The sequence below is a fragment of the Serratia sp. LTN-2 genome (genome assembly GCF_059740205.1).
In genome coordinates this window covers 104,639-125,919 of sequence record NZ_JCAXDO010000004.1, presented here as the reverse complement: position 1 = coordinate 125,919, position 21,281 = coordinate 104,639, and the positions used below count along the sequence as shown (strand labels likewise).

General features: G+C 60.9%; 26 protein-coding genes. 8 read left to right on the top strand and 18 right to left on the bottom strand.

Annotated elements, in window-relative coordinates; translation table 11 throughout:
• Positions 1-82: 82 nt before the first annotated feature.
• The 4 genes from AC6BYQ_RS10510 to AC6BYQ_RS10495 all read right to left on the bottom strand — a co-directional run bounded on the left by AC6BYQ_RS10510 (position 83) and on the right by AC6BYQ_RS10495 (position 2,410).
• Positions 83-1,036, bottom strand: a complete 954-nt coding sequence (locus AC6BYQ_RS10510; RefSeq protein ID WP_019454233.1) for a FecR family protein — start codon at positions 1,034-1,036, stop codon at positions 83-85.
• A 76-nt stretch (positions 1,037-1,112) separates the two neighbouring features.
• Positions 1,113-1,613: an RNA polymerase sigma factor gene (locus AC6BYQ_RS10505; protein ID WP_019454234.1), complete on the bottom strand. Its 501-nt coding sequence runs from the start codon at positions 1,611-1,613 to the stop codon at positions 1,113-1,115.
• 144 nt (positions 1,614-1,757) lie between these two features.
• Entirely contained in the window at positions 1,758-1,958 is a 201-nt protein-coding gene (locus AC6BYQ_RS10500; RefSeq protein ID WP_004940491.1) for a YaiA family protein, read from the bottom strand.
• Positions 1,959-2,005: 47 nt separating this feature from the next.
• Positions 2,006-2,410: a nuclear transport factor 2 family protein gene (locus AC6BYQ_RS10495; protein WP_498056845.1), complete on the bottom strand. Its 405-nt coding sequence runs from the start codon at positions 2,408-2,410 to the stop codon at positions 2,006-2,008.
• 98 nt (positions 2,411-2,508) lie between these two features.
• On the opposite strand from AC6BYQ_RS10495, the gene AC6BYQ_RS10490 reads away from it, so the two are divergent.
• Complete coding sequence (locus AC6BYQ_RS10490) at positions 2,509-3,249, top strand: helix-turn-helix domain-containing protein (RefSeq protein ID WP_498056844.1); 741 nt, start codon at positions 2,509-2,511, stop codon at positions 3,247-3,249.
• Between the two features lie 36 nt (positions 3,250-3,285).
• On the opposite strand, the gene aroL is transcribed toward AC6BYQ_RS10490, so the two are convergent.
• From aroL to AC6BYQ_RS10470, 4 genes are all read right to left on the bottom strand, one after another.
• The gene (gene aroL / locus AC6BYQ_RS10485; RefSeq protein ID WP_063918821.1) at positions 3,286-3,810 is read right to left on the bottom strand and encodes a shikimate kinase AroL; all 525 of its coding nucleotides are present in this window, start codon (positions 3,808-3,810) and stop codon (positions 3,286-3,288) included.
• 110 nt (positions 3,811-3,920) lie between these two features.
• Positions 3,921-4,439, bottom strand: a complete 519-nt coding sequence (locus AC6BYQ_RS10480; protein WP_019454238.1) for a GNAT family N-acetyltransferase — start codon at positions 4,437-4,439, stop codon at positions 3,921-3,923.
• Positions 4,440-4,481: 42 nt separating this feature from the next.
• Positions 4,482-6,605 carry a TonB-dependent siderophore receptor gene (locus AC6BYQ_RS10475; RefSeq protein ID WP_498056843.1) on the bottom strand — a complete coding sequence of 708 codons (2,124 nt, stop codon included), beginning with the start codon at positions 6,603-6,605 and terminating at the stop codon, positions 4,482-4,484.
• A complete protein-coding gene (locus AC6BYQ_RS10470; RefSeq protein WP_019454240.1) occupies positions 6,598-7,713 on the bottom strand; it encodes an ABC transporter substrate-binding protein in 1,116 nt (371 codons plus the stop codon). Before AC6BYQ_RS10470 ends, AC6BYQ_RS10475 begins: the two co-directional genes overlap by 8 nt.
• A 217-nt stretch (positions 7,714-7,930) precedes the next feature.
• On the opposite strand from AC6BYQ_RS10470, the gene AC6BYQ_RS10465 reads away from it, so the two are divergent.
• On the top strand, positions 7,931-8,392 hold the full coding sequence (locus tag AC6BYQ_RS10465; protein ID WP_498056842.1) for a GNAT family N-acetyltransferase: 462 nt from the start codon (positions 7,931-7,933) through the stop codon (positions 8,390-8,392).
• On the opposite strand, the gene AC6BYQ_RS10460 is transcribed toward AC6BYQ_RS10465, so the two are convergent.
• Complete coding sequence (locus tag AC6BYQ_RS10460; protein WP_025160073.1) at positions 8,393-8,950, bottom strand: class I SAM-dependent methyltransferase; 558 nt, start codon at positions 8,948-8,950, stop codon at positions 8,393-8,395. It abuts the gene before it with no gap.
• A gap of 241 nt (positions 8,951-9,191) precedes the next feature.
• A complete protein-coding gene (locus AC6BYQ_RS10455; RefSeq protein ID WP_019454243.1) occupies positions 9,192-9,476 on the bottom strand; it encodes a YdgH/BhsA/McbA-like domain containing protein in 285 nt (94 codons plus the stop codon).
• Between the two features lie 309 nt (positions 9,477-9,785).
• Here AC6BYQ_RS10455 and AC6BYQ_RS10450 point away from each other — a divergent pair, with 309 nt between their 5' ends.
• Entirely contained in the window at positions 9,786-10,961 is a 1,176-nt protein-coding gene (locus tag AC6BYQ_RS10450; protein WP_063918819.1) for a low temperature requirement protein A, read from the top strand.
• A 199-nt stretch (positions 10,962-11,160) separates the two neighbouring features.
• Here AC6BYQ_RS10450 and AC6BYQ_RS10445 read toward each other — a convergent pair whose 3' ends face one another.
• The gene (locus AC6BYQ_RS10445) at positions 11,161-12,522 is read right to left on the bottom strand and encodes an esterase-like activity of phytase family protein (protein WP_498056841.1); all 1,362 of its coding nucleotides are present in this window, start codon (positions 12,520-12,522) and stop codon (positions 11,161-11,163) included.
• A 427-nt stretch (positions 12,523-12,949) separates the two neighbouring features.
• On the opposite strand from AC6BYQ_RS10445, the gene aqpZ reads away from it, so the two are divergent.
• The gene (gene aqpZ / locus AC6BYQ_RS10440; RefSeq protein ID WP_004940529.1) at positions 12,950-13,645 is read left to right on the top strand and encodes an aquaporin Z; all 696 of its coding nucleotides are present in this window, start codon (positions 12,950-12,952) and stop codon (positions 13,643-13,645) included.
• A 56-nt stretch (positions 13,646-13,701) separates the two neighbouring features.
• Here aqpZ and AC6BYQ_RS10435 read toward each other — a convergent pair whose 3' ends face one another.
• The gene (locus tag AC6BYQ_RS10435) at positions 13,702-14,472 is read right to left on the bottom strand and encodes a class I SAM-dependent methyltransferase (protein ID WP_019454248.1); all 771 of its coding nucleotides are present in this window, start codon (positions 14,470-14,472) and stop codon (positions 13,702-13,704) included.
• A 117-nt stretch (positions 14,473-14,589) separates the two neighbouring features.
• Here AC6BYQ_RS10435 and AC6BYQ_RS10430 point away from each other — a divergent pair, with 117 nt between their 5' ends.
• From AC6BYQ_RS10430 to AC6BYQ_RS10420, 3 genes are all read left to right on the top strand, one after another.
• Positions 14,590-15,375, top strand: coding sequence for a helix-turn-helix transcriptional regulator (locus AC6BYQ_RS10430; protein WP_074055262.1), 786 nt, complete (start codon positions 14,590-14,592; stop codon positions 15,373-15,375).
• Positions 15,376-15,500: 125 nt separating this feature from the next.
• Positions 15,501-16,253 (top strand): DUF2076 domain-containing protein, encoded by a 753-nt coding sequence (locus AC6BYQ_RS10425; RefSeq protein WP_019454250.1) that lies wholly within the window; start codon positions 15,501-15,503, stop codon positions 16,251-16,253.
• A 97-nt stretch (positions 16,254-16,350) separates the two neighbouring features.
• A complete protein-coding gene (locus AC6BYQ_RS10420; RefSeq protein WP_498056840.1) occupies positions 16,351-16,896 on the top strand; it encodes a GNAT family N-acetyltransferase in 546 nt (181 codons plus the stop codon).
• On the opposite strand, the gene AC6BYQ_RS10415 is transcribed toward AC6BYQ_RS10420, so the two are convergent.
• The 5 genes from AC6BYQ_RS10415 to AC6BYQ_RS10395 all read right to left on the bottom strand — a co-directional run bounded on the left by AC6BYQ_RS10415 (position 16,887) and on the right by AC6BYQ_RS10395 (position 19,862).
• Positions 16,887-17,138, bottom strand: coding sequence for a hypothetical protein (locus AC6BYQ_RS10415; protein ID WP_063918814.1), 252 nt, complete (start codon positions 17,136-17,138; stop codon positions 16,887-16,889). The two genes, AC6BYQ_RS10420 and AC6BYQ_RS10415, sit on opposite strands and share 10 nt — an antisense overlap.
• Positions 17,139-17,224: 86 nt before the next feature.
• Positions 17,225-17,677 (bottom strand): thiol-disulfide oxidoreductase DCC family protein, encoded by a 453-nt coding sequence (locus tag AC6BYQ_RS10410; protein ID WP_498056839.1) that lies wholly within the window; start codon positions 17,675-17,677, stop codon positions 17,225-17,227.
• 75 nt (positions 17,678-17,752) lie between these two features.
• Positions 17,753-18,082 (bottom strand): hypothetical protein, encoded by a 330-nt coding sequence (locus AC6BYQ_RS10405; RefSeq protein WP_435981128.1) that lies wholly within the window; start codon positions 18,080-18,082, stop codon positions 17,753-17,755.
• Positions 18,083-18,236: 154 nt separating this feature from the next.
• The gene (ycaC, locus tag AC6BYQ_RS10400; RefSeq protein ID WP_004928476.1) at positions 18,237-18,863 is read right to left on the bottom strand and encodes an isochorismate family cysteine hydrolase YcaC; all 627 of its coding nucleotides are present in this window, start codon (positions 18,861-18,863) and stop codon (positions 18,237-18,239) included.
• Between the two features lie 117 nt (positions 18,864-18,980).
• Positions 18,981-19,862 carry a pirin family protein gene (locus tag AC6BYQ_RS10395; protein ID WP_435981129.1) on the bottom strand — a complete coding sequence of 294 codons (882 nt, stop codon included), beginning with the start codon at positions 19,860-19,862 and terminating at the stop codon, positions 18,981-18,983.
• Positions 19,863-19,987: 125 nt separating this feature from the next.
• Between AC6BYQ_RS10395 and AC6BYQ_RS10390 the strand changes: the two genes are divergently transcribed.
• Positions 19,988-20,896, top strand: a complete 909-nt coding sequence (locus AC6BYQ_RS10390; RefSeq protein ID WP_019454256.1) for a LysR family transcriptional regulator — start codon at positions 19,988-19,990, stop codon at positions 20,894-20,896.
• On the opposite strand, the gene AC6BYQ_RS10385 is transcribed toward AC6BYQ_RS10390, so the two are convergent.
• Positions 20,897-21,280, bottom strand: a complete 384-nt coding sequence (locus AC6BYQ_RS10385; protein WP_063918813.1) for a glyoxalase/bleomycin resistance/extradiol dioxygenase family protein — start codon at positions 21,278-21,280, stop codon at positions 20,897-20,899.
• Position 21,281 lies beyond the last annotated feature (1 nt).

The following is a 21,281-nucleotide window of genomic DNA, read 5'->3' as shown; positions in this document are numbered from 1 at the left end:
TCCGGAGGGTGAAAACCCGTAAAGATTTTTTACAGAAAGTGAAAATAGCGGCGAAACGGGCGTCCCGGCCCACCTGCGCCGCTCAGTAAAGCAGCGTGATGCCGGGGAGATTCAGTTGGCGGGCGGCGAGTTCCTGACGAATGGCGCTGACACCGTCGTCGAGTTTATTGAGCGCGAACACGCCGCTTACCGTGCGCGCTCTCAGCGCAGGGGTGACAGCCACGATGCGCGTCTCGCGATAGCGGTTGAGCTGCGCGAGCGCCTGCGTCAGCGGTTGGCGGTCGATCACCAGCCAGCCGCGCCGCCAGGCATCATCGCCGGCCGTTTGCCGCGTCAGCCACAGCAGGCCGCTGCGGTAATGCGCCGCCTGGCGTTGCGCGACCACCAGCGAGCGCTCACCGCGCTCGAGCGTCACCCGCACGCTGTGCTGATGCACGCTGACGTCGACGCCCTGCCCGGTGCGCGCCACGCTGAACTCGGTGCCCAGCGCCTGGGTGACGCCGTTTTCCGCCTCTACCCTGAACGGGCGCTTTTCCGGCCCGTTCACCGGTGCGACGATAAAATAGGCGGCGCCGCTCAGCAGCCGCACCTTGCGTTCGTTGGCGGAATAGGCCAGCGCGATCGCGCTGCCGCTGTCCAGCGCCACCCGGCTGCCGTCCGGCAACGTGACTTCGCGCACCTCGCCGCGAACGGTTTGATAATCCGCCTGCATGCCGATCCATATATCCGGCCCGCGATAAACGCCGAAGGAAACGGCGATCGCCACCGCCGCCGCCATCGCCCAGCGGGCTCCTCTACGGCGAAATGGCGTTTTCAGCGCCGCTACCTGCGGCTGCAGCGCCTGTCGCTGTTCTGGCGGCAGTTGCCCCAGCGTCGCCCACAGCAAGCGAGCCTGACGCAGCGCCGCCGGATGCTGCGGATCATCGGCCAGCCAGGCCTCCAACGCTCGCCGCTGGTCGGCGGCCAGCGCCCCTTCGGCCAGGCGCACGGCCCAGGCGGCCGCCTGTTGCCGCGACTGCGCGGTTAGCGGATTCATGATGGCATAGACCCCTGTTTTTTCTGGTTATAGGTTAAGACGTCTGAAGGCGGATAAACCCGTAAAAAAATTGTCATTATTGATCGTCCATCAACGTCATCAGCCGCTCCAGCGCGCTGGCCAGATGCTTCTCCACCGTACTGAGCGATACGCTCAGCTGAGCCGCCACCTGCGCCTGGGTCAGCCCGTCGAGCCGGTTGAGCCGGAAAATCTGCTGCGTGCGCGGCGGCATGCCCGCCAGCGCCTGTTGCAACAGCTGCAGCATTTGGCTGTCAATCGCCAGCTGCTCTAGCGCCGGTTCGCCGGAGGGATACTGCGCCAGAATGTCATCCTCTACCGCATCAGTCTGTCGCCGCTGCTGTTGCCGAAGATGGTCAAGCATCAGATTCTTGGCGGTTTTATACAGGTAAGCCTCGATATCGAGAATATTGCCCTGCGGGTATTGCTCGGTGAGGCGGGTAAAACTTTCCTGCGCCAAATCCGCGGCCAGCTGAGGGTCGCGCAGTTTGGCGTTCAAGTAGGCTTGCAGCGGCCGCATATGGCGCAGAAACAGCGCCTGCAACTCGGAATTGGACATCTCTTTTCCCAGAAGTGAAACACCCAATAGGGGCGATAAAAATCACATAAATGATTATCATTATCAATATTGTTCTGGGAAATATGTGCTAAGGCGGGGATAAACAGGAAACCGGCCTGACGCCGGTTTCCGCTGGGCTGCAGGTCAGAGCTCTAACGCCTCGTCTTCATAGCGATGCTTGGCGTCGAGCGCTTCCTGCTCGGTTTCATGTTCACTGAGCAACGTATTCGGCTCAATGTCGTCGGTGCGCACCTCAAAGCGGCGCAGATGCAGGTTCGGGTCGCCTCGAAACACCTCTACGACGCGGGCACTCCGTGGATAAGCAGGTTGATCATTTTCGCGCATGCCGTTCTCCCGTGTGTTTCACACAGTAGCAAGTATAGCAGCCGCCCTCATTCCGACACGCGCGAGCCAAGATCGCGATCGCCGGGAGCGCCCGCCAACAGCTCGGTCAGTTCTTCGCAGGCGCAAATGCGGCCTTCACGCACGGTGAAGTGCGCCAGCACCCGCACGCGGCTGCAGGTACCGTCGCGCTTTTCCACCTCGACCAGATGGTGGGTCAGCACCGCCTCGCCCTGCTCCGCCGCCGCGATGATGCTCAGCGTCATGCGGCGGGTTTGCCGCTTCAGCAGCGCCATATGCTGCTCAAACTGCTCGAAGTGCAGCACCTTGCCATCCACCTGCTGGCGGTAGTCCGCGCTGAAGCGGGCGGCGAGCTGGGCCGGCCGATGCTCCGGGTTGGCGACGATCTGCCGCAGCGTATCGAGCACCAGATTCAATGGGGTAAGTTGAGTCATCACGTTTCTCCGAATAGGGTGAATGGCGATCCTATCTCGGTCGGGTGATGGCATAATAACCGCATCAGGACTTTCAATAACGTTAAACGGCCAACACGATGCAGATCCGCAGCCAACGCCTTCAGCATGAAAAAAAGTACCTGACGCCCTGGCATCAGCACCAAGGCGGCCAGATCTATCTCTTGACGCGCGGCATGCTGGCGCTGGAACTGCCCGGCCGGCAATGGGCGATCACCGGCGGCACGCTGGGCTGGCTGCCGCCGGGGTGCGCCCATCAGGCCCTGGCCTGCGGCGATGTGGCGGGCTGGAGTCTGTATCTGCCGGTGGAAAGCGCGCCGGAGATGCCGCTGCAGCCGCAGCTGTTCACGGCCTCTGCGCTGTTGCAGGCGCTGGTGGAACGCATCGCGCAGTTCCCTGCCGGCCCGCTGAGTGCGCCGCAACGGCGGCTGCTGCAGGTGCTGCTGGACGAAATGCACGCGGCGAGCGGCGCCCCTTTGCAACTGCCGCTGCCGCAGGACGCCCGGTTGCTGAACATCGCCCGCGCGCTGCTGAACGATCCCGCCAGCCTGCGCAGCCAGCGCGACTGGGCCGTCTGGGCCGGGCTCAGCCCGCGCACCCTGAGCCGCCGCTTTCAGCAGGAAACCGGCATCGGCTTCGCGCTGTGGCGCCAGCAGGCGCGGGTATTGCGTTCACTGGAGGGATTATCACGCGGCGAAGCGGTCGGCGAGGTGGCCGACGCCTGTGGCTATGACAACGTCAGCGCCTATATCGCCGCCTTTCGCCGCCGCTTCGGCGTCACGCCCGGCGCCTACTTTGCGGCAGTTCGGCTAACGGAATAGGGAAACGGGCGCACGGCGCCCGAAGAGAAGAAAAGGTTATTTCACCGTCTCACGCGGCAGCACCGCGAGGATTTGTTCCACCACCCGCTGCGGATCGGCCGCCGCATCCATCACGTAATGCGCGGCGTCCTGATACAGCGCTTCGCGCGCCGCCAGTACCTCGAGCATCTCCTCGGCGATCGGCCTGCCGGTGAGCGTCGGGCGCTGCGCATCTTCCGGATAGGCTTCCAACCGCTGCGCCAACACGCTGGCCGGCGCGCGCAGGTAGATAACGGTGCCATGCTGACGCATAAACTGACGGTTCTCCTCCGCCAGGATCGCGCCGCCCCCAGTGGCAACTATGGTTGACGGTTTGGTCACGGTCTGCAACGCGATAGTCTCGCGGCGGCGGAACCCCAGCCAACCTTCGCGCTCGACCATTTCCGCCACGCTCATCTGCGCCGCCTGCTGCATAAACAGATCGGTATCGACGAACTGATAGCCCAACGCCAGCGCCAATGCGCTGCCTACCGTGGTCTTGCCGGCTCCGCGAGCGCCTACCATGAACAGGGTTTGTGTCATTACGGGTTGTCCCTTATACGGTGACTTGAGTGCATTGCATACCAAAAATACCGAACGGGTGCGATGGCGTGGTGGCAGCATCATACCCTGCCCGCTCTGTATTTCAATATTTACGATAGTGTAAATTCCATGGCACAGCGACTGCCGGCGGCAAAGCCATGCGCCAGATCCTCATCCAGATGCCGCCGCAGGGCGACCGTGAGTTGCGCGCCTTCAAGCGGCCGGAATCCCAGCCGCCGGTAGTAAGGCGCATTCCACGGCACGTCAATAAAGGTGGTGAGCGTCAGGCGACAGGCGCCTTGCCGTTTGGCCTCTTCCGCCACCGCCCCGATCAGGCGGCGGCCGACGCCCTGCCGCTGCCAGGTGCCGGCGACCGACAATTCGGCGATGTGCCAATCTTCCCCCTGAGCCTGCACGGCGATAAAACCGGCGCACTCGCCGTGGTCGCTTTCCGCCAGCCATTCACGGCGATCGGCAATAAATGCGGCGTGCTGTTGCGGGGTCATCACCTCGCCTTCAGCGATAAAGCGCCATGTCGGCTGCTGGCGAAACAGCTGCGCCGCCGAGCGTTCAACCGCCATCAGATGCGCGATATCCCGCTGCTGCGCCAAACGAATCTGCAGGCTCATGCGTTCTCCTTAACGTTGGGGCGGTTATTTACCGCCCGTGGCTTAGAAATCGATACTGCCGCGCAGCACCACCTCACGCGGTTCCCCCACCGCCACGCGCAAGTTGCCCCCGCTGGATGGGTAGTAGGTTTTATCGAACAGGTTCTTCACGTTCAGCTGCCATTTCACCCGATAGCCGTTGATCGGCATGGTGTAAGCGGCGAACGCATCGGCAACGGTGTAATTATCCAGGTAGAAGCTGTTGGCAGCGTCACCCGGGCGGCGGCCGACATAGCGCGCGCCGGCGCCGATGCGCACCTCATCGCCGCTGTACAGGCCCAGACTGCCCAGGTTCTGGGTCAGGAACAGCGAGGCGGTGTGGCGCGCCACGTTGGTCATCTCTTTGCCCTTGTTGTCCGGATCGTCCACCACGCGGGCGTCGGTATAAGCATAGGAGCCGATCAGGCTCAGCGAATCGGTGAGATTGCCGGCCACGTCCAGCTCCACGCCCTGCGAACGCACGCGCCCGGCGGTGCGCGTCACGGTTTCGCCCTCCACCAGCTCATTGACCATCACGTTGCGCTTGGTGATGTCGAACAGCGCCAGGGTGCCGGTGACGCCGTTAGGCAGCGCCAGCTTGCCGCCGACTTCCCAGGATTTGCCCTGCTCCGGCGGCAGCGAACCGATCTGGGTGGCGATGGAGGAGTTCGGCTTGAACGACTCGGTATAGCTGCTGTACAGCGACACATAAGGCGTCAGCTTGTACACCACCCCGGCGCGCGGCACCAGCTTGCCGTCCGAGCTGTCGGTGTTGGTCTGGAACGGCCGCCCCTTGCCGGCATAGACGTCGAAAGCGTCGTAACGCAGCCCGCCCATCACCAGCCATTTATCGGTCAGTTGGATAGAATCCTGCATAAACCAGCCGTAGCTGGTGAGGTTTTCCCGCTGGTCGCTGTCTTTGGCGCTGACCGCCGTCGACGGCGGCATCAGGCCGTATACCGGATGATAAATATTGAAATCGCCGTTCTTTTTGCCGCGGATCATGTCGCCGCGGTAGGTGCGGTTATCCTCAAAATCGAAGCCGAACAGCATCTGGTGGTTGATGCTGCCCCAGTCCACGTCGCCATTGAGCGTCAGCTGCACCGCGTTGGCATGGCTGACGGCGTTGGCGGTCGAGTCGGCCTGGCGGCTCAATTTACCGTTCTCCGGGTTCAACGCCGTGGCGCGCGCCTGGTTGTCGCTGTAGCTGTTGCGGCTATAGGCGTAGGTCAGCGAGCTTTTCCAGCGCTCGTTGAGCGTCTGATCGATCTGCAAAGTGACGCTGTCCTGATCGCCGCGGGTGGCGTTGTAAGCCTCGTCGAAACGGCGATCGCGCGGCGTATTCACCGGTTTGCCGGTGCGCGAATCGATAATGGTGCCGCGATCGAACGGCACCAGATATTCCATATGCTCGTAGGCCAGCCGCACGGTGGTGTTCTCGCCGTACCACATCAGCGAGGGCGCGATCACCGTCTGACGATTGCGGCCAAAGTTGCGCCAGTAGTCGGTTTCATCGTGATCGACGATCATCCGATAGGCGAATCCCGACGTGCCGAGCGGCCCGGTGACGTCGAGCTGGCCGCCGCCGCCGTTGAAACTGCTGCCCCAGCCCTCCACGTGGGTATGCTGCTGCAGCTGGGGCTTTTTGGTGATCATGTTGATCATCCCTCCCGGCTCGCCCATGCCGTACAGCATCGAGGCCGGCCCCTTGAGCACCTCCACCCGTTCGGTGGTCGGCGTGAAGTTGCGCGCCTGCACCGAGCGCACGCCGTCGCGCAGAATGGAGCCGTCGCGGTTGTCGCCGAAGCCGCGCTTCATTACCGCGTCCTGAGTGCCGCCCAGCGTGTTGGCCTGGGTAATGCCGCTGACGTTGTATAACGCCTCGTCCAGGCTGCTGACCGCCTGATCGGTAATCACCTGCTGCGGCACCACGTCGATCGCCTGCGGCACGTTCAGCAGGTTGGTTTCGCTGCGGGTGCCGGTGACGCTGGTCAACGGCTGATAGCTCTGCACGCCGTCGGCGTCTTTACGGCCGATCACCACCAGGTTCTCGTCCTGCGACGCGTTTTTTTCCGCCGCCCACGTCGGCGATGTCGCGCAGGCCGCCAAAGGCAATGCGCACCACCAACCGCGCTTGTTGTTATTCATTATCTAACTGACTCCAATAGGTCCCTGAAAAAGGTAACGGCAAAAACTGCTGATACAGCTGTTGGAAGGTCTGTTGCGGGTTAATGTCGGCGAACAGATCCGGGTAAAACGCTTTGGCGAACATCTCGACCAGCACCACGTGGTACGGGCTGAGGTAAAAATTGTGCCAGACGCTCCAGGCACGGTGGTTTTTCACCGCCTGCAGGCTGGCCAGCATCGGCTGTTTGGCGATCAACTGGTGGAAGCTGGCGGCAGCCTCCTGTGGGCTGACCTGCGGCCCGAGGCGCAAGTCGGACAGCCGTTTGCCCTGCGGCCCGGCCATGCCGGTGGCGAGGTAAACGTCGGGATTGGCGCTCAGAATGGTTTCCGGGTTCAGTTCGCCATACACGCCTTTGACGCTGGCGTTGGCGATGTTGTCACCGCCGGCGAAGGTCAGCAGATCGCCGAGATTACCGTGCGCGGCGGTGGTGCAGCAGGTGTCGCGTCGCCCCAGATGCAGGTGCAGCATCACTTTGGGTTTCGCCCCCTGATAGCCCGCCAGCCGTTGCTGAATCACCGCCATATGCTGCTGATAAAATTCGATGAACTGCTCGGCGCGCTCCTGGCGATTGAGCACGTCGCCCAGCAGCCGCACGCTCGGCACGGTGTTGTTCAGCAGATCGATGCGCAGATCGACATAGATCACCGCCACGCCGGCCTTGTTCAACGCGGAAACCAGCAGATCGTTGTCGCCGTCTTCACGCGCGTAGCGCGCCAGGATCACCAGATCCGGCTTCAGCTGCAGCAGGCTTTCGATATTGACCTGGCGAAAATTGTTGCCGCTGATAACGGGGATCGCGGCGATCTGCGGAAACTTCTGCGTATAAAGCTGCCAGCTTTGCGCATCGAAGCGCGCCAGATCCGCCGGCCAGCCGACGATGCGCTGCGCCGGGTTGCCCGGCTCCAGCAGCGCCAGCGTATACAGCATGCGGCTCTCTCCCAGCACGATACGCTGCGGGTTATCCGGCACCACGACCTGACGGCCGGTGATGTCGGTGACCGTTTTCGCCTGGGCGGGGAACAGGCCGAACCACAGGGAAAGCAGCAGTAAAATGAGGGAATTGCGCATGATTGAGCCGAAACGGAGAAATAGTGTGCGCATGATAATCACTCTCATTAGCACTTGCAATCCTGCACCGCGATTGCCAAAAGAAATCCGGGAAACGACGCCGGGCGCGGGGCGAAACACCGCGAAACCGCTAAAAGAACGGCTTTAAAAAGTTAAAAAAATGGCCGAAAAATGGGTTAAATGGGGTGGGAACCCAGAAAAGAATCGGGAGACATCCATGACTCAACGCATCATTCCGCTGTCGGATTGCCCGCAGTTTGCCGATGTGTGCGCCGCCTGGGCCTTCGGCCAGTGGGGCTCACAGCGCGGCGGCTCGCTGGAGCGCACCCAGCTGCGCTTCGCCCAATGCAGCCGGCCGAGCGACGATCACCTGACGCTGATGATGATCGACGGCGATCGCCCGGTGGGGATGGCCAGCCTGTGGCCCAGCGACGATCATCAGCGCCAGGACCTCACCCCGTGGCTGGCCGGCGTCTTCGTGCATCCCGATCACCGCCGCAAGGGCATCGCCCACCGTCTGGAGATGGCGATCGTCGAGGCGGCGCGGCAGCGCCATCATCCCGTCTTGCATCTGATCACCGACAAGTCGGAAGCGCTGTACGCCAGCTGGGGTTGGCATCCCCTTGAACGCCGCCGGCAGCACGACGAAGAGGTGGTGGTGATGGCGAAGAAACTGTAGTTAACGCGGGGTACAAACATACACCAGCGCCGGCGGGAAGTTGCGCACTACCCGCAGGCGTTTCCAGTGAAAATAGCGTGACAGCAATTTTTCCGACAGGTGACTGTATTGGAACAGCACCAACGTGCCGTCGCGCGCCAGCAGCCGTTGCCGGGCCTGCTGAAGAATGCGCGCGCTGATCCTGAGCGGGATCGACAGCAGCGGCAGACAGGAAAACACCACGTCGTAATCCGTGGCCATCCGGGTCGCCGAATGGGCCATCACCTGCAGCCGCCGATCGTCAATCCCGCGCAGCCGATGCACGAAATGGGGTTGGATCTCGAAAGCCTCCAGAGTCGCGTCGGCGCGCATCCGCCCCAGGATGCGTTTGGTCAGTACGCCGTCCGCCGCGCCCAGCTCCGCGATCGACAGCGCCCGGGTCCACTCCACCTGGTTCAACATCGCCTGACACAGCCACGGGGAGGAAGGCGCCAGCGTACCGACGGTGCGCGGTGAAGCCATAAATTGCTGCAGGTAAGCGAAGTGATTCATCAGTTGTAGCCGGGTCGCATTTAACATTGAGGCCTCCTTGGGTTAAGCCCCCAATGTGAACCGAATTTCTTAAGTCTTCATTAACATGATTCCGAAAGCGGCGAACACAGTTGTAATCAAATGCAACCTCAGCGGCAGCGGCACAAATAAAAACGGTCGTAATAATGACCTGAAAATAAGCCGCTTATACGCCGACTTACCAGATAATTATTACGACCGTTTATTTTATTGGCCACGTTGCCGTGGCCAAAGGGTAAAAAGTCAACGCTTAGCGATAAATTTCCGCATTGCCGCGCCAGTTGCTGGAGTCCCCGGGGGTGTCCAGACCGATGATGCGGTAATGACTGGCGCCGTCCGCCGCGGCTTTTTCTTTCAGGGCGTGAATGGCGTCATGCGGTGAACCGCTAATGCCGGAAACCGACACCACGCCGAGGCTTTGCAGATTGGCGGCCTGCTCGCTGTTAACCTGTTTCACCGACGACAGCGGCGCGGCGAAAGTGGAGAATGAGGCGGCGGCGATCAAGACTGCTGCGATGCTTGGGATAAGTTTCATGATTGACTCCAGGTGTTCTTGTTTATTAGCTCGTGGTCAGTGATGTTAATTATCCGCTAGCCAATGAAAACGGACGTCATGCAACGTAAAGAACATCAATCATTGTGAGGAGAATAAGGAGGAAGTGAGAGCGAGTGTGTATTTTCAGGCGGGAATGACTTTATAGACCTCACCTTACCCCTATTTGATGAACAATTAAAGACGGTGCGAGATAAAGAATGGGCGCCGTCGCTATTTAAGATTTTTTACCCGCCGGAGCGCGCTGAGCTACGCTGATTTTGTGGCTTACCCTTTTAAGGAAGAACGCTTATGTCGCAAAACCTGCTGCGCGTGCGTGACGGTCATGGCGCTTCGGTCTCATTCTCCGAGCTGCTGTTCGATCTGATCTACGTTTTCGCCGTGACCCAACTCTCCCACTATCTGCTGCATCACCTGACGCTGACCGGGGCGCTGGAAACCCTGCTGCTGTGGTTCGCCGTCTGGTTGGCCTGGCAATACACCGCCTGGGTCACCAACTGGTTTAACCCGGATACCCGTCAGATCCGCCTGCTGCTGTTCGCGATCATGCTGCTGGGGCTGTTCGCCGCCGCCGCGTTGCCGCAGGCGTTTGGCGAACGCGGCCTGATCTTCGCCCTGTTCTACGTCGCCATCCAGGTCGGGCGTTCCATTACCGTGCTGCGCCTGCTGGAGCCCGGCCACCCGTTAAAGCAAAACTTTCGCCGCATCCTCGGCTGGCTGTGCATCTCCGCCGTCTTCTGGATCGCCGGCGGGCTGGCGGAGGGCAGCGCGCGCCCGGCGCTGTGGGCGATCGCCGTACTGTGCGAATACGTCTCGCCGATGTTCGGTTTCCGTCTGCCGGTGCTGGGGCGCTCGGACAGCAGCAGCGAATGGACCATCGAAGGCCACCATCTGGCGGAGCGCTGCCAGCTATTCGTGATCGTGGCGCTGGGGGAGACCATTCTGATCACCGGCGCCACCCTGAGCGAGATGGAAAGCTGGAGCCCGCCGGTGCTTATCGCCTCGCTGGTGGCCTTTCTCGGCAGCCTGGCGATGTGGTGGGTCTACTTCGACACCAGCAGCAAAGCCGGCAGCCACGCCATCAGCCAGGCGGAAAACCCCGGCCAACTGGGCGCTTACTTCCATTACGTCCACGTTGCGCTGGTGGGGGCGATCATCGTCTGCGCCGTGGCCAACGAGCTGGTGATCGCCCATCCCGACGGCCGCATCCAACACGCCACGGCGGCGGTGTTGCTGCTCGGCCCGGCGATTTACCTGCTCGCCAATGCGCTGTACAAACGGCTGGTGTATCACCGTTTCCCGCTGTCGCATCTGGTCGGGCTGCTGGCGCTGGCGGTATTGGCCCCTTTCGCCTATTTAACCGATCTGCTGATGGTCAATGGCCTGACGACGCTGATCATGGTGATGGTGGCGGTGTGGGAGAGCATCTCGCGCGGCAGAGCGCCGCAGCGGCAGGCGGAAGCCTGAAGCAAACGGGGGCGCTATCGCCCCCGCTGTGAGATTGATGACAAAACTCATGCCATTGCCGGGTTTGCAAAGAGCAGCGGATAAAAAACAAGGAAAATCAATTTATTGATTTTCGGCTGATGGCCACAAAGGAGGAAAAACCACGTTTTTTTCTCCTTTGTCAACGGTCTGACGGGGGCGATGTCGCCCCCGATATCGCTCACTGCAAGGGTTGCGGCAAGGTGAGCACCCAGAGCTCGCTCAGCGATTCCGGCTGCTCCAGCGGGCGCAATTCGATGCGGGCGTCGGTCTTGTCGCCGTCGAGGCTCAACCGCCCTTCTTTCTCCAGCTGATAGTCGCCGATTTTCTTGCTCTTTGGCGACGCATCCACCAGCTTCGCCTGCAAGCCGAAATCATTGTCATTGATCACCGCCAGCGTACGATCGTCGATCAGCGCCAACCCTTCCGCTTTCTCCTGGCGCCAGCCCAACCGGCGCAGATCCGCCACTTGCCGTTTCTGCGCCAGCTTCACGCCGCGTTTAGCGAGATCTTTCGCGTCGTCGAACTCCAGCGCTTTCCCCTGGCCGTCAAACGCGCTCAGATCGCTGGCCTGCGCGAGATCCACCAGGTAGATTTTGTTGATCATCGTTTTGTCTTTACCGCTGCCCTGTTCAATCAACAAGATGCGCTGATTGTCCAACGCCACCACATCGCCAATTTTGGCGTCTTTGGCTTTTTTATAGCTGTCGACATCGATGGGATAGCCGTACATGGCGGTTTTGCCACTGCGCGGATCGAAGCTCACCAACCGGGTAAACTGCGCCTTGTTTTTGCTTTTACCATCGACATCCAGCGTGCTCTGCACCGCCGCCAAAATGCGCCCATCCGGCATCCGGGTCAGCCCCTCAAAACCGCGATTAGGCTGGCGCCACTTCAGGATGTTCGGCAAACCGCCCGCCACCGCCTGTTCGCCGGCCTGCGGCGTTGGGCCGTATTTGGCGAGAATTTTACCTTTGCCGTCGATATGGATCAGAAACGGGCCGTACTCATCGCACAGCCAGTAACCGCCGTTGCCGTCACTGGTAATGCCCTCGGTATCCAACCCGCGGCGATCGCCCGACAGCGCCTGCAATGCGTCATTCAACGCCACTTCGTTCGTGGAACCAATCAGCTCGCTCGGCAGCGGCAGTCCGCTAATCGGCCCTTTTTCGTCATGCAAAGGCCGTGCATTCTCGGCCACGGCCTTGCCGCCGCCGATGCGGATGTCCATCAACAGAGGCGTGAATTGCGGATTGGCGAAAATCTTGGCTTCTTGCTTGCCCACCGCCGGGGCATCGGCATTAGGGCCGCGATCGGTCAGCGTCGTCAGCACCAGATCGTCGCCCTGTTTCCGGTTGAACGTCAGCCCGGAGCCAATTCCCACCGGCAATCCCTGCGGGAAATTTTTGGCGAACTCCCCCTGATAGGCGACGCGTTCCCCGCCGGGGAAGCCGACCACATAACGCGCCACCTCAATATCAGCAGCATGAGCCAATACAGGAAACAGTGAAGCCAACAGCAGGGAGAGCGATTTTATTTTCATGTTTTTTTACCCGAGGTTGAATGAAGCATTGTCAGGCAGAAGACGATATTAATTTAGCATGACACTTAGATGACAATAGGCGCTTCGTCAAATGTAAAACAGGCAATATGATTGGCTGGCAAATAGAAATTAGCAATTAACCCGAGCGTATTGAATGGAGAAAACCGCTGGAAAAAAATGCCCGGAAATAGCCCGTCATTTCGCTTAGGGTAAATTCTCATAGCGAAGATAAAAAAATCGGCAAACGCGCGCCAGTGCGGTGAAAAACGGTGTTTTTCCCATAGACAAAATAAAATGCCGGGGATTTAATACCGCCGTTATTCAAGGTGCATTAAGAAAATTCTATAGAATATCTGCATGAACTGAAAAAGCTGTTCTATAGTTTTTAGTGCTAACGCCCGTTAGTCTATTCCGCAGGATGGAATCTATGTCAAAGCGACTTTTTGCTGAATTTTTTGGCACATTTTGGTTGGTGTTTGGTGGTTGTGGTAGCGCAGTATTAGCAGCGGCATTCCCACAGCTGGGTATTGGTTTCCTCGGCGTCGCGCTCGCTTTCGGCCTGACCGTAGTGACGATGGCCTATGCCGTCGGCCATATTTCCGGCGGGCATTTTAACCCGGCGGTCACCGTCGGCTTATTCGCCGGCGGCCGTTTCGCGGCGAAAGACGTTATTCCTTACGTTATCGCTCAGGTCATCGGCGGTATCGCCGCAGCGGCGGTGCTGTATTTGATCGCCAGCGGCAAAGCCGGTTTCGACGCCACCGCAGGCGGTTTCGCCTCCAACGGTTACGGCGAACACTCACCAGGCGGTTATTCTCTGCAAGCCGCGATCGTGATTGAGCTGGTGCTCACCGCCTTCTTCCTGATCGTTATTCACGGCGTAACCGACAAGCGCGCGCCGGCAGGCTTTGCCCCGCTGGCGATCGGCCTGACGCTGACCCTGATCCACCTGATCAGCATCCCGGTGACCAATACCTCCGTCAACCCGGCGCGCAGCACCGGCGTAGCGATCTTCCAGGGCACCTGGGCGCTGCAGCAGCTGTGGGTATTCTGGCTGGTGCCACTGGTCGGCGGCATTATCGGCGGCCTGATCTACCGCTGCCTGCTGGAAGACAAAAAATAAGCGCATCTTGTCGATAGCGTTTCGCGGGGCAGCCTTTATCGGCTGCCCCGTTGCTTTCAGCCTCTCGTCGCTTCAAACATCATGATATCGCTGGTAAAGGAGCCGTCCGGCTGAATGGCGAAATGCGCCGCCACCTCTTGCGACACGCTTTGCTGCAGCGCGCGGATCGCGGTAACGAAATGCGCCGGCGTGCGCATGCGCGCCACCCAACTGCCGAACTCCAGCACCAACCGATCCGACGTCACCTCACGCACCACCAGCCCGGCCTCGGTCAGCAACGTCAGCCATTCGCCCGGCGCATAGTTGCGCACGTGCGAGGTATCGCGCAGCACTTCCACGGTTTGCAGATAGATATCCAACAGCGGATGCCCCGGCGAAACCACGTCCATAAAGATCGCTTTGCCGCCCGGTTTGAGCACCCGCCGTACTTCGCGCAATGCCTGGCCAACGTCGTGCCAGTGGTGCGCCGAATAGCGGCTGATCACCAGATCGAAGCTGGCGTCCTCAAACGGCAACGACTCCGCCACCCCCTGTTGCAGTTGGATGTTGCCCAGGCCTTTTTCCGCCGCCGCCTGCTTCACCACCGCCAGCATTTGCGCCGACAGATCGTAGGCCACCACCTGCGCCACCCTGGCCGCCGCCGTGAAGCTGGCGTGCCCGGCGCCGCAGCCCAGATCGAGAAGGCGCGCATCGGCGTGCGGCGCCAGCAACTGCGTGAGACGTTGCAAATCCTTGCCCTGCGCATGCACCGCACTGGTTAAATAAGCGTTGGCCTGCTCGCCGAACTGCCGGTCTACCGCGTTTTTGTGACTGTTGCTGATGCTCATGTTTGCTCCCGTTATTATCCGGCTTGCGCCTGTGCCTGAAGGCTTTCGGCTACTATAATCAGGCTGATATACGGGTACAATATGAGCAGTTATCCTGGTATAAATAGGTACCATGCAATGTCATCAGAAGCCTTATCCGGGCCAAAAGCCCTCGGTGCGTTTCTGCGCGCGCACCGCGAACGCATCACGCCGGAAATGATCGGCCTGCCCAGCTCTTCACGGCGCCGCACCAGCGGCCTGCGGCGCGAAGAGCTGGCGCAGATCAGCGGCATCAGCGCCACCTGGTATACCTGGATAGAACAGGGGCGCGAGGTGTCCATTTCCCCCTTCACGCTGGCGCGCATCGCCGGGGCGCTGCGGCTCGGCCCCGCCGAACGTCACTATCTGTTTACCCTGGCGCGCGTCGCCGATCCTGAGCAGGAAACGCACCGCGAAACCGCCAATGACGCGGTGCTGCAAAGCGTGCATCAGATGACGGTCCCCTGCTATCTGTTGGACGTGACCTGGAACGTCGTCGCCTGGAACCCGCAGGCGGCGACGCTGTTCAGCGGCTGGCTGGATGCGGCCAACAGCCCCAACCTGCTGCACTTCATGTTCTTCCACCCGCTGGCGAAAACGCTGGTCAGCGATTGGGAAGAACGCGCGCGCCGCGTGGTGGCCGAGTTTCGCGCCGAGACCAGCCATCATCAAAATACCGAAGAGATGCGCGCCTTTGTGCGCAACATGACGCACAACAGCGCGGACTTTAATCACTGGTGGAAGCAGCATGACGTGATGGCGCGCGAAGGCGGCGAAAGAACCTTCGAGCATCCTCAGCAAGGCGCGCTGCGCTATCGCCAGCTCACCTTTCACCCGGCGGAACACGGCGGCCTGAAGCTGGTGATGCTGATCCCGCTGCCGTAATTGGTAACAAATTCATAGACAGGTTTACCCACCATTTATTTATTGGTTCACGCAAACGCGCTAGGGTGATTGTTACCGATGATAGTGATCATCCAGCACCGTTATTTATCTCCTGAGGTACTCCTATGCAATCCGAAGAACAACGCCTTATCGATGGTCTGTTTGGCCGCCTGAAAGAAGCCGAGACCAAGACTGGCCCACGGGATCTCCAGGCAGAGCAGCAAATCAATCAGCATATTCGCGAGCAACCTTCCGCCCCTTATTACATGGCGCAGGCGATGATCATTCAGGAAGCGGCGCTCAAGCAGATGGACCAGCGGGTCAAAGAGCTTGAGGCCCAGGTGGCTCAGCTGCAGCAAAACGCCAACGGCCAGCAGAGCAGCGGCGGCTTCCTGGCCGGGCTGTTCGGCGGCGGCAACCGCAGCACGCCGAGCCCGCGTGAACAGTATCAGGCGCAGCAGCAAAATACGGCGGCCTGGAACAACGCGCAGCAGGGGGGCTACGCGCAACAGCAGCAGCAACAGCCTGCCTATGCCCAACCTCAGCAGGCGGCGCCTTCACGCGCCGGCGGCTTCCTGGGAGGCGCCTTGCAAACGGCGGCCGGCGTCGCCGGCGGCGTGGTATTGGCCGACATGCTGACCGGCATGTTCCGCCATTCGCAACCGCAGGAAATCGTGAACATTATCGAAGAGACCCCGGCGCAATTGGACGACAGCGCGATGCGCAATTTCGACGCCTCCAACAACCTTGATACCTTCAACAACGGCGATGGCGGCAGCTTCCTGAACCAGGACAACGGCTTCCAAAACGCCAACTATCAGGACGACACGGACTACGCCGACGACGATTACAACGACGACGACGATTCCTTCCTGTAATGCCCGTTCCCCCTCTCGCCCTGAGAGGGGGATTTCCCGTTTCGCCGATCTGGACTACAGTGAACGCTGTTCATTTATCCAGCCAGGAGAAACGACGATGAGCTTTACGCCTTCAGATCCGTTCTTCAGTGAACGCCTGCAGATGCGCCCGCCGGTGATGGCGGACCTCGAACGCTTCTACGCCATCTTCGGCGATCCGCAAACCCAGCGCTTTAACCCCGCCGGCCCGCTTACCAGCGAAGCGCAGGCCGCTTCGGCGCTGCAAGACCGGCTCGCCGGCTGGCATCAACACGGCTACGGCTCCTGGGCGCTCGCGCTGCGCGAACAGCCGGATTGGATTATCGGCTTTGGCGGATTGTCCTGGAAACCGCTCGGCGCGCAGCGCACCGTGAACCTCGGCTATCGCTTCGACACCCGCGTGTGGGGCATGGGGCTAGCCACCGAAATGGCGCGCGCTTCATTGCGGTACGGTTTTATCGGATTAGGTCTGGAGGAGATTTCCGCCATTGTGCGGGCGGAGAATCAGGCATCGTGGCGAGTGCTGGAAAAGATCGGTATGCAGCGGGCGGATACGCTGGATGACGTGCCCGGCGCGGCGCCGAGCCTGGTGTATACGCTAAGGCGCTGCGACTATCAGGGCTGATCGTCGCTGATTTTGGCCAACGCCAGGCGATAAGATTTGACCTTCTGGCGTTTTTTCAACCAGGTGGTGGCAGAGACGATGAACACCGCGCCCGACATCGCCAGCACGCCGGTCGGATGGCCGTAAAACACCATCAAGGCAAAGTACACGGCGGAAACGATCGCCACCCATTTCGCCGTATTGCCCATGTCGTTTTTCTCCTGGGTCAAACGGCGGATGTGCTCTTCTTCACTGATTCCCATACGCGCTCCTTGTTGGCTGAACGTTCCATTATATGGAGCTGGAGTGTTGATATTTCAAGCGGTTGGATGGTAAAGAAGCGTAAAGCTCAGGCCGGCGGTTCCCGTCGCCGCGGCAGATAGCGCCCGGGCTGATCGGCACCCGGCAGACCGGCGCCGTCACTACGGCCAAACAGCCGGTAGCGATTGCCGGCGACCGCGTCGTACACCTTGTCCGCCAGCTTCGACGGCAGATAACGCCCCAGCGCCAGCACGCGGTATGGCCAAGCCAATTGGCGCAGCGCCTGAAACAACGCCGCCGAACGCAGCCAATAACGCCCCTGCTCAACATAGACCACGGAATCGAAACGATCGGTCGGCAATCCCAACGCCTGCAGGATCGCCTGTCCTTCGACGGATTGCACCGTCGCCAACAAAATGCGCCGTTGCCGATCGGCGCGAATCAAATATCTCACCAGCCCATGACACAGATTGCATTCGCCGTCGAACAACAGCGCGCGATCGCCGGGTTGGAGGTAAGGCAGCTGTGATAAAGGGGTCATCCCGCCTCCCGATAAACGCTCGCCTTAGCCTAACGCGCCTTGAGCGTACGGGCCAGAGCGGGATGACAAGGCCCGTTAAGGCGCAGGCGGCGTGTCAGGCACGGCCACTACCGCGATGCGCACTTCATAGTGTTTGGCGGTGCCGGCTGGGATCACCGCCGTCAGTTTGTTGATGGTCTCCACCGGATTATCGCTGGCCGAGGTGGCGCAGAACAGCTCGCCGCCGCGGCAGAAACCCGGCTTGGGCGGGTGCCCGCCCGGGAAAGGCGGCATGCGCATCGGCGCGTCCATCAAAGGCGGCAACGCATTGGCCGCAGGCTTCTCAGGCGCCGACATCGCGCTCGCGCTGAACAGCAGCGCCGCCCCCATGCAGGGCAGCGCCAGGATCTTGATTGCTTGTTTCATTGAATTAGCCTCATTTGCCGGGTTCGGGATTACGCTACCCCGCCCCCGGCCAATGAGAAAGCCGCTTTTCGCTACCTTTTCGCCCCGCTGCGCTTTGCTTACATCCCGCGTCTAACGTGATGAAAGGCGAAAGGTTGGGTAAAGGGCCGTCGCGTTACTTACCGTTGGTCAGCGTGTTGTAGCTGGTCATCAGGTTGCGGTAGTCCGGGATATGGTTGGAGAACAGCGTGCCCAGGCCTTCGATATCGTTGCGCCAGTCGCGGTGCAGCTCGCAGGCGACGCCGAACCAGGTCATCAACTGCGCGCCGGCGGCCTCCATGCGGCTCCAGGCCGACTGACGGGTCAGTTCATTGAAGGTGCCGGAGGCGTCGGTCACGACAAATACCTCGAAACCTTCATTGAGCGCAGACAGCGCCGGGAATGCCACGCACACTTCGGTCACCACGCCGGCGATGATCAGCTGCTTGCGGCCGGTGGCTTTCACCGCCTTGACGAAGTCGTCGTTGTCCCAGGCATTGATCTGGCCAGGACGCGGAATGAAGGGGGCATCGGGGAATTGGGCTTTCAGTTCCGGCACCAGCGGGCCATTGGGGCCGTTTTCAAAACTGGTGGTCAAAATGGTCGGCAGGTTGAAATACTTCGCTAAATCACCCAGCGCCAGCACGTTGTTTTTAAACCGATCGGGATCGATATCGCGTACCAGCGAAAGCAGCCCTGCCTGATGATCCACCAGCAATACGGCGGCCTGGTCCTTGTCGAGGCGTTTGTAATTTGCAGTCATGGTTTTACTCCTGTGGGGTTTGATGTTGCGGATGAAATGCCCCGCCGGTGTGACGGGGCATTGAGGTTTAAGTGTAGCGCCTGAGCCAGGGAGCACTTCCCGCCCCAGGCGCAGGCATCAACCGACGCTCGCTTCGGTCTTCATGCTGCCGAACTTGCCGCTGTTGAAGTCGCGGAACGCCTGCTGGATTTCCGCGTCGCTGTTCATCACGAACGGGCCGTAGCCGACGATAGGCTCATCGATCGGTTCACCGCTCAGCACCAGCAGCGCGACGTCGTTGTTGGCTTCGATAGTGATCGAGTCCCCCGCCCGGTCGAAACGCACCATTTGGGTTTCGCGCACTACTTCTTCGCCGTTGACCAGGATCGCGCCGTGCAACATCACCAGCGCCAGCGTATGGCCTTCTTTCACCGTCAGCGTGGTGGTGTGGCCGGCATTCAGCTTCATGTCCCACACGTTGAGCGGGCTGAAGGTGCGCGCCGGTCCGGCATGGCCGCCGAAGTCACCGGCGATCACCCGCACCTGCCCTGCGCCGTCCGCCAGCGGAACCACCGGAATGTCGGCGTTCAGCAGCGTCTGGTAACCCGGCTCGGCCATTTTGTCCTTGGCCGGCAGGTTGACCCACAACTGCACCATTTCCATGGTGCCGCCGTTGCGCGAGAAGTCCCGCGAATGGAACTCTTCGTGCAGGATGCCGGAGGCGGCGGTCATCCACTGAACGTCGCCGGGGCCAATCACCCCGCCGCTGCCGGTCGAGTCGCGATGCTCCACTTCGCCCTGATAGACGATGGTCACCGTTTCAAAACCGCGATGCGGGTGCTGACCCACGCCGCGGGTGCCGGAGGCGGAGCGGAATTTGGTCGGCGCCGCGTGATCCAGCAGCAGGAACGGGCTCATTTCCGCCCCCAAATCGTTATAAGAGAACAGCGAATTCACCAGGAAACCGTTACCGACCCAGTGCGCTTCCGGGCTGTTGTGAATACCGAGGATTTTTTTCATCTTGAACTCCCGTTTCAGACCTCACGGCCTTAAGTTGATGCCAGAAGTTTAATCTGCCGGGGTTTGCTGCAGTAGTAGGCAAGATGTACACTCAGCGTTCTACTGGTGGAACGATAAGGGCTACGATGCAGACCGATCTGAACGACCTGTTTTTCTTCGCCAGCGTGGTCGATCACCAGGGATTCGCCCCCGCCGGCCGGGCGTTGGGCATTCCCAAATCCAAACTCAGCCGCCGCGTGGCACTGCTGGAAGAGCGGCTGGGCGTGCGCCTGATCCAGCGCTCGACGCGGCGTTTCTCAGTGACCGAGATCGGCCAAACCTATTATGCGCACTGCAAGGCGATGCTGGTGGAAGCGGAAGCGGCACAGCAGGCGATCGAACAGACGCGCGCCGAACCCTGCGGCACGGTGCGCATGTCCTGTCCGGTAGCGATCCTGCACACCCGCGTCGGCAGCATGGTGGCGGCCTTTATGGCCGATTACCCCAAGGTGACGGTACATCTGGAGGCCACTAACCGCCGGGTGGACGTGGTAGGTGAAGGGCTCGATCTGGCGATCCGCGTGCGGCCGCCACCGCTGGAGGACAGCGATCTGGTGCTGAAGATCCTGGCGCAACGCACCTGGTGCGTCGCCGCCAGCCCGGCGCTAGTGCGCACTCTCGGGCCGGCGCAAACGCCGGAAGACCTGCGCAAATACCCGACGCTCGATCTCGGCCCGGCGCGCGCTCAGCACCAATGGCGGCTGACCGGCCCGCAGGGTGAACAGGTGGAATGGGAGCACACGCCGCGGCTGGTCACCGACGACATGCTGATGCTGCGCACCGCCGCCATCGCCGGCGCCGGCATCGTTCAGCTGCCGGCGATGATGATGCGCGACGATATGCTGCGCGGCGAGCTGGTGCAGCTGCTGCCGGGCTGGCAGCCGCAGGGCGGCGTGGTGCATGCGGTCTACCCGTCGCGCCGCGGCCTGTTGCCGGCGGTGCGGCTGCTGCTCGATTATCTGGGCGAGCAGTTCGCCAGCATCGAAGAAGAGTGATCAGGCGGTGATTTCGATCGCGTTGCCGTCCGGATCGCGAAGGACGGCCTCGTAGAAGCCATCGCCGGTCCAGCGCGGCGCGGACAGCAAGATGCCTTCCTGCTGTGCGCGCTGCGCCAGCAGATCGACCTGCCGCTCATCCCCCAGTGACAGCGCGATGTGCGCCCAGCCCACCCGCTCCTCCTGAGCCTGCGCCGGCAACAACGTCGGCACGCGCATGATCTCCAGCGTCGGCCCGGCCGCCAGGCTGACGAAACGGGAAACGAACCCTGGCCGATTGCGGCTGACGTACTCCTCGCCCGCCTCTCCGTTGAAATAACGCTGCCAGAACGTCAGCTGCGCGTCGATGTCGCGGGTCCACAGGGCAACATGGGCTATTTTCATC

What these genes read in the sequence shown, in the direction of transcription:
- AC6BYQ_RS10510 (WP_019454233.1), bottom strand. Translation starts at nt 1,036, where the DNA reads ATGAATCCGCTAACCGCGCAGTCGCGGCAACAGGCGGCCGCCTGGGCC.
- AC6BYQ_RS10505 (WP_019454234.1), bottom strand. Translation starts at nt 1,613, where the DNA reads ATGTCCAATTCCGAGTTGCAGGCGCTGTTTCTGCGCCATATGCGGCCG.
- AC6BYQ_RS10500 (WP_004940491.1), bottom strand. Translation starts at nt 1,958, where the DNA reads ATGCGCGAAAATGATCAACCTGCTTATCCACGGAGTGCCCGCGTCGTA.
- AC6BYQ_RS10495 (WP_498056845.1), bottom strand. Translation starts at nt 2,410, where the DNA reads ATGACTCAACTTACCCCATTGAATCTGGTGCTCGATACGCTGCGGCAG.
- AC6BYQ_RS10490 (WP_498056844.1), top strand. Translation starts at nt 2,509, where the DNA reads ATGCAGATCCGCAGCCAACGCCTTCAGCATGAAAAAAAGTACCTGACG.
- aroL (WP_063918821.1), bottom strand. Translation starts at nt 3,810, where the DNA reads ATGACACAAACCCTGTTCATGGTAGGCGCTCGCGGAGCCGGCAAGACC.
- AC6BYQ_RS10480 (WP_019454238.1), bottom strand. Translation starts at nt 4,439, where the DNA reads ATGAGCCTGCAGATTCGTTTGGCGCAGCAGCGGGATATCGCGCATCTG.
- AC6BYQ_RS10475 (WP_498056843.1), bottom strand. Translation starts at nt 6,605, where the DNA reads ATGAATAACAACAAGCGCGGTTGGTGGTGCGCATTGCCTTTGGCGGCC.
- AC6BYQ_RS10470 (WP_019454240.1), bottom strand. Translation starts at nt 7,713, where the DNA reads ATGCGCAATTCCCTCATTTTACTGCTGCTTTCCCTGTGGTTCGGCCTG.
- AC6BYQ_RS10465 (WP_498056842.1), top strand. Translation starts at nt 7,931, where the DNA reads ATGACTCAACGCATCATTCCGCTGTCGGATTGCCCGCAGTTTGCCGAT.
- AC6BYQ_RS10460 (WP_025160073.1), bottom strand. Translation starts at nt 8,950, where the DNA reads ATGTTAAATGCGACCCGGCTACAACTGATGAATCACTTCGCTTACCTG.
- AC6BYQ_RS10455 (WP_019454243.1), bottom strand. Translation starts at nt 9,476, where the DNA reads ATGAAACTTATCCCAAGCATCGCAGCAGTCTTGATCGCCGCCGCCTCA.
- AC6BYQ_RS10450 (WP_063918819.1), top strand. Translation starts at nt 9,786, where the DNA reads ATGTCGCAAAACCTGCTGCGCGTGCGTGACGGTCATGGCGCTTCGGTC.
- AC6BYQ_RS10445 (WP_498056841.1), bottom strand. Translation starts at nt 12,522, where the DNA reads ATGAAAATAAAATCGCTCTCCCTGCTGTTGGCTTCACTGTTTCCTGTA.
- aqpZ (WP_004940529.1), top strand. Translation starts at nt 12,950, where the DNA reads ATGTCAAAGCGACTTTTTGCTGAATTTTTTGGCACATTTTGGTTGGTG.
- AC6BYQ_RS10435 (WP_019454248.1), bottom strand. Translation starts at nt 14,472, where the DNA reads ATGAGCATCAGCAACAGTCACAAAAACGCGGTAGACCGGCAGTTCGGC.
- AC6BYQ_RS10430 (WP_074055262.1), top strand. Translation starts at nt 14,590, where the DNA reads ATGTCATCAGAAGCCTTATCCGGGCCAAAAGCCCTCGGTGCGTTTCTG.
- AC6BYQ_RS10425 (WP_019454250.1), top strand. Translation starts at nt 15,501, where the DNA reads ATGCAATCCGAAGAACAACGCCTTATCGATGGTCTGTTTGGCCGCCTG.
- AC6BYQ_RS10420 (WP_498056840.1), top strand. Translation starts at nt 16,351, where the DNA reads ATGAGCTTTACGCCTTCAGATCCGTTCTTCAGTGAACGCCTGCAGATG.
- AC6BYQ_RS10415 (WP_063918814.1), bottom strand. Translation starts at nt 17,138, where the DNA reads ATGGGAATCAGTGAAGAAGAGCACATCCGCCGTTTGACCCAGGAGAAA.
- AC6BYQ_RS10410 (WP_498056839.1), bottom strand. Translation starts at nt 17,677, where the DNA reads ATGACCCCTTTATCACAGCTGCCTTACCTCCAACCCGGCGATCGCGCG.
- AC6BYQ_RS10405 (WP_435981128.1), bottom strand. Translation starts at nt 18,082, where the DNA reads ATGAAACAAGCAATCAAGATCCTGGCGCTGCCCTGCATGGGGGCGGCG.
- ycaC (WP_004928476.1), bottom strand. Translation starts at nt 18,863, where the DNA reads ATGACTGCAAATTACAAACGCCTCGACAAGGACCAGGCCGCCGTATTG.
- AC6BYQ_RS10395 (WP_435981129.1), bottom strand. Translation starts at nt 19,862, where the DNA reads ATGAAAAAAATCCTCGGTATTCACAACAGCCCGGAAGCGCACTGGGTC.
- AC6BYQ_RS10390 (WP_019454256.1), top strand. Translation starts at nt 19,988, where the DNA reads ATGCAGACCGATCTGAACGACCTGTTTTTCTTCGCCAGCGTGGTCGAT.
- AC6BYQ_RS10385 (WP_063918813.1), bottom strand. Translation starts at nt 21,280, where the DNA reads ATGAAAATAGCCCATGTTGCCCTGTGGACCCGCGACATCGACGCGCAG.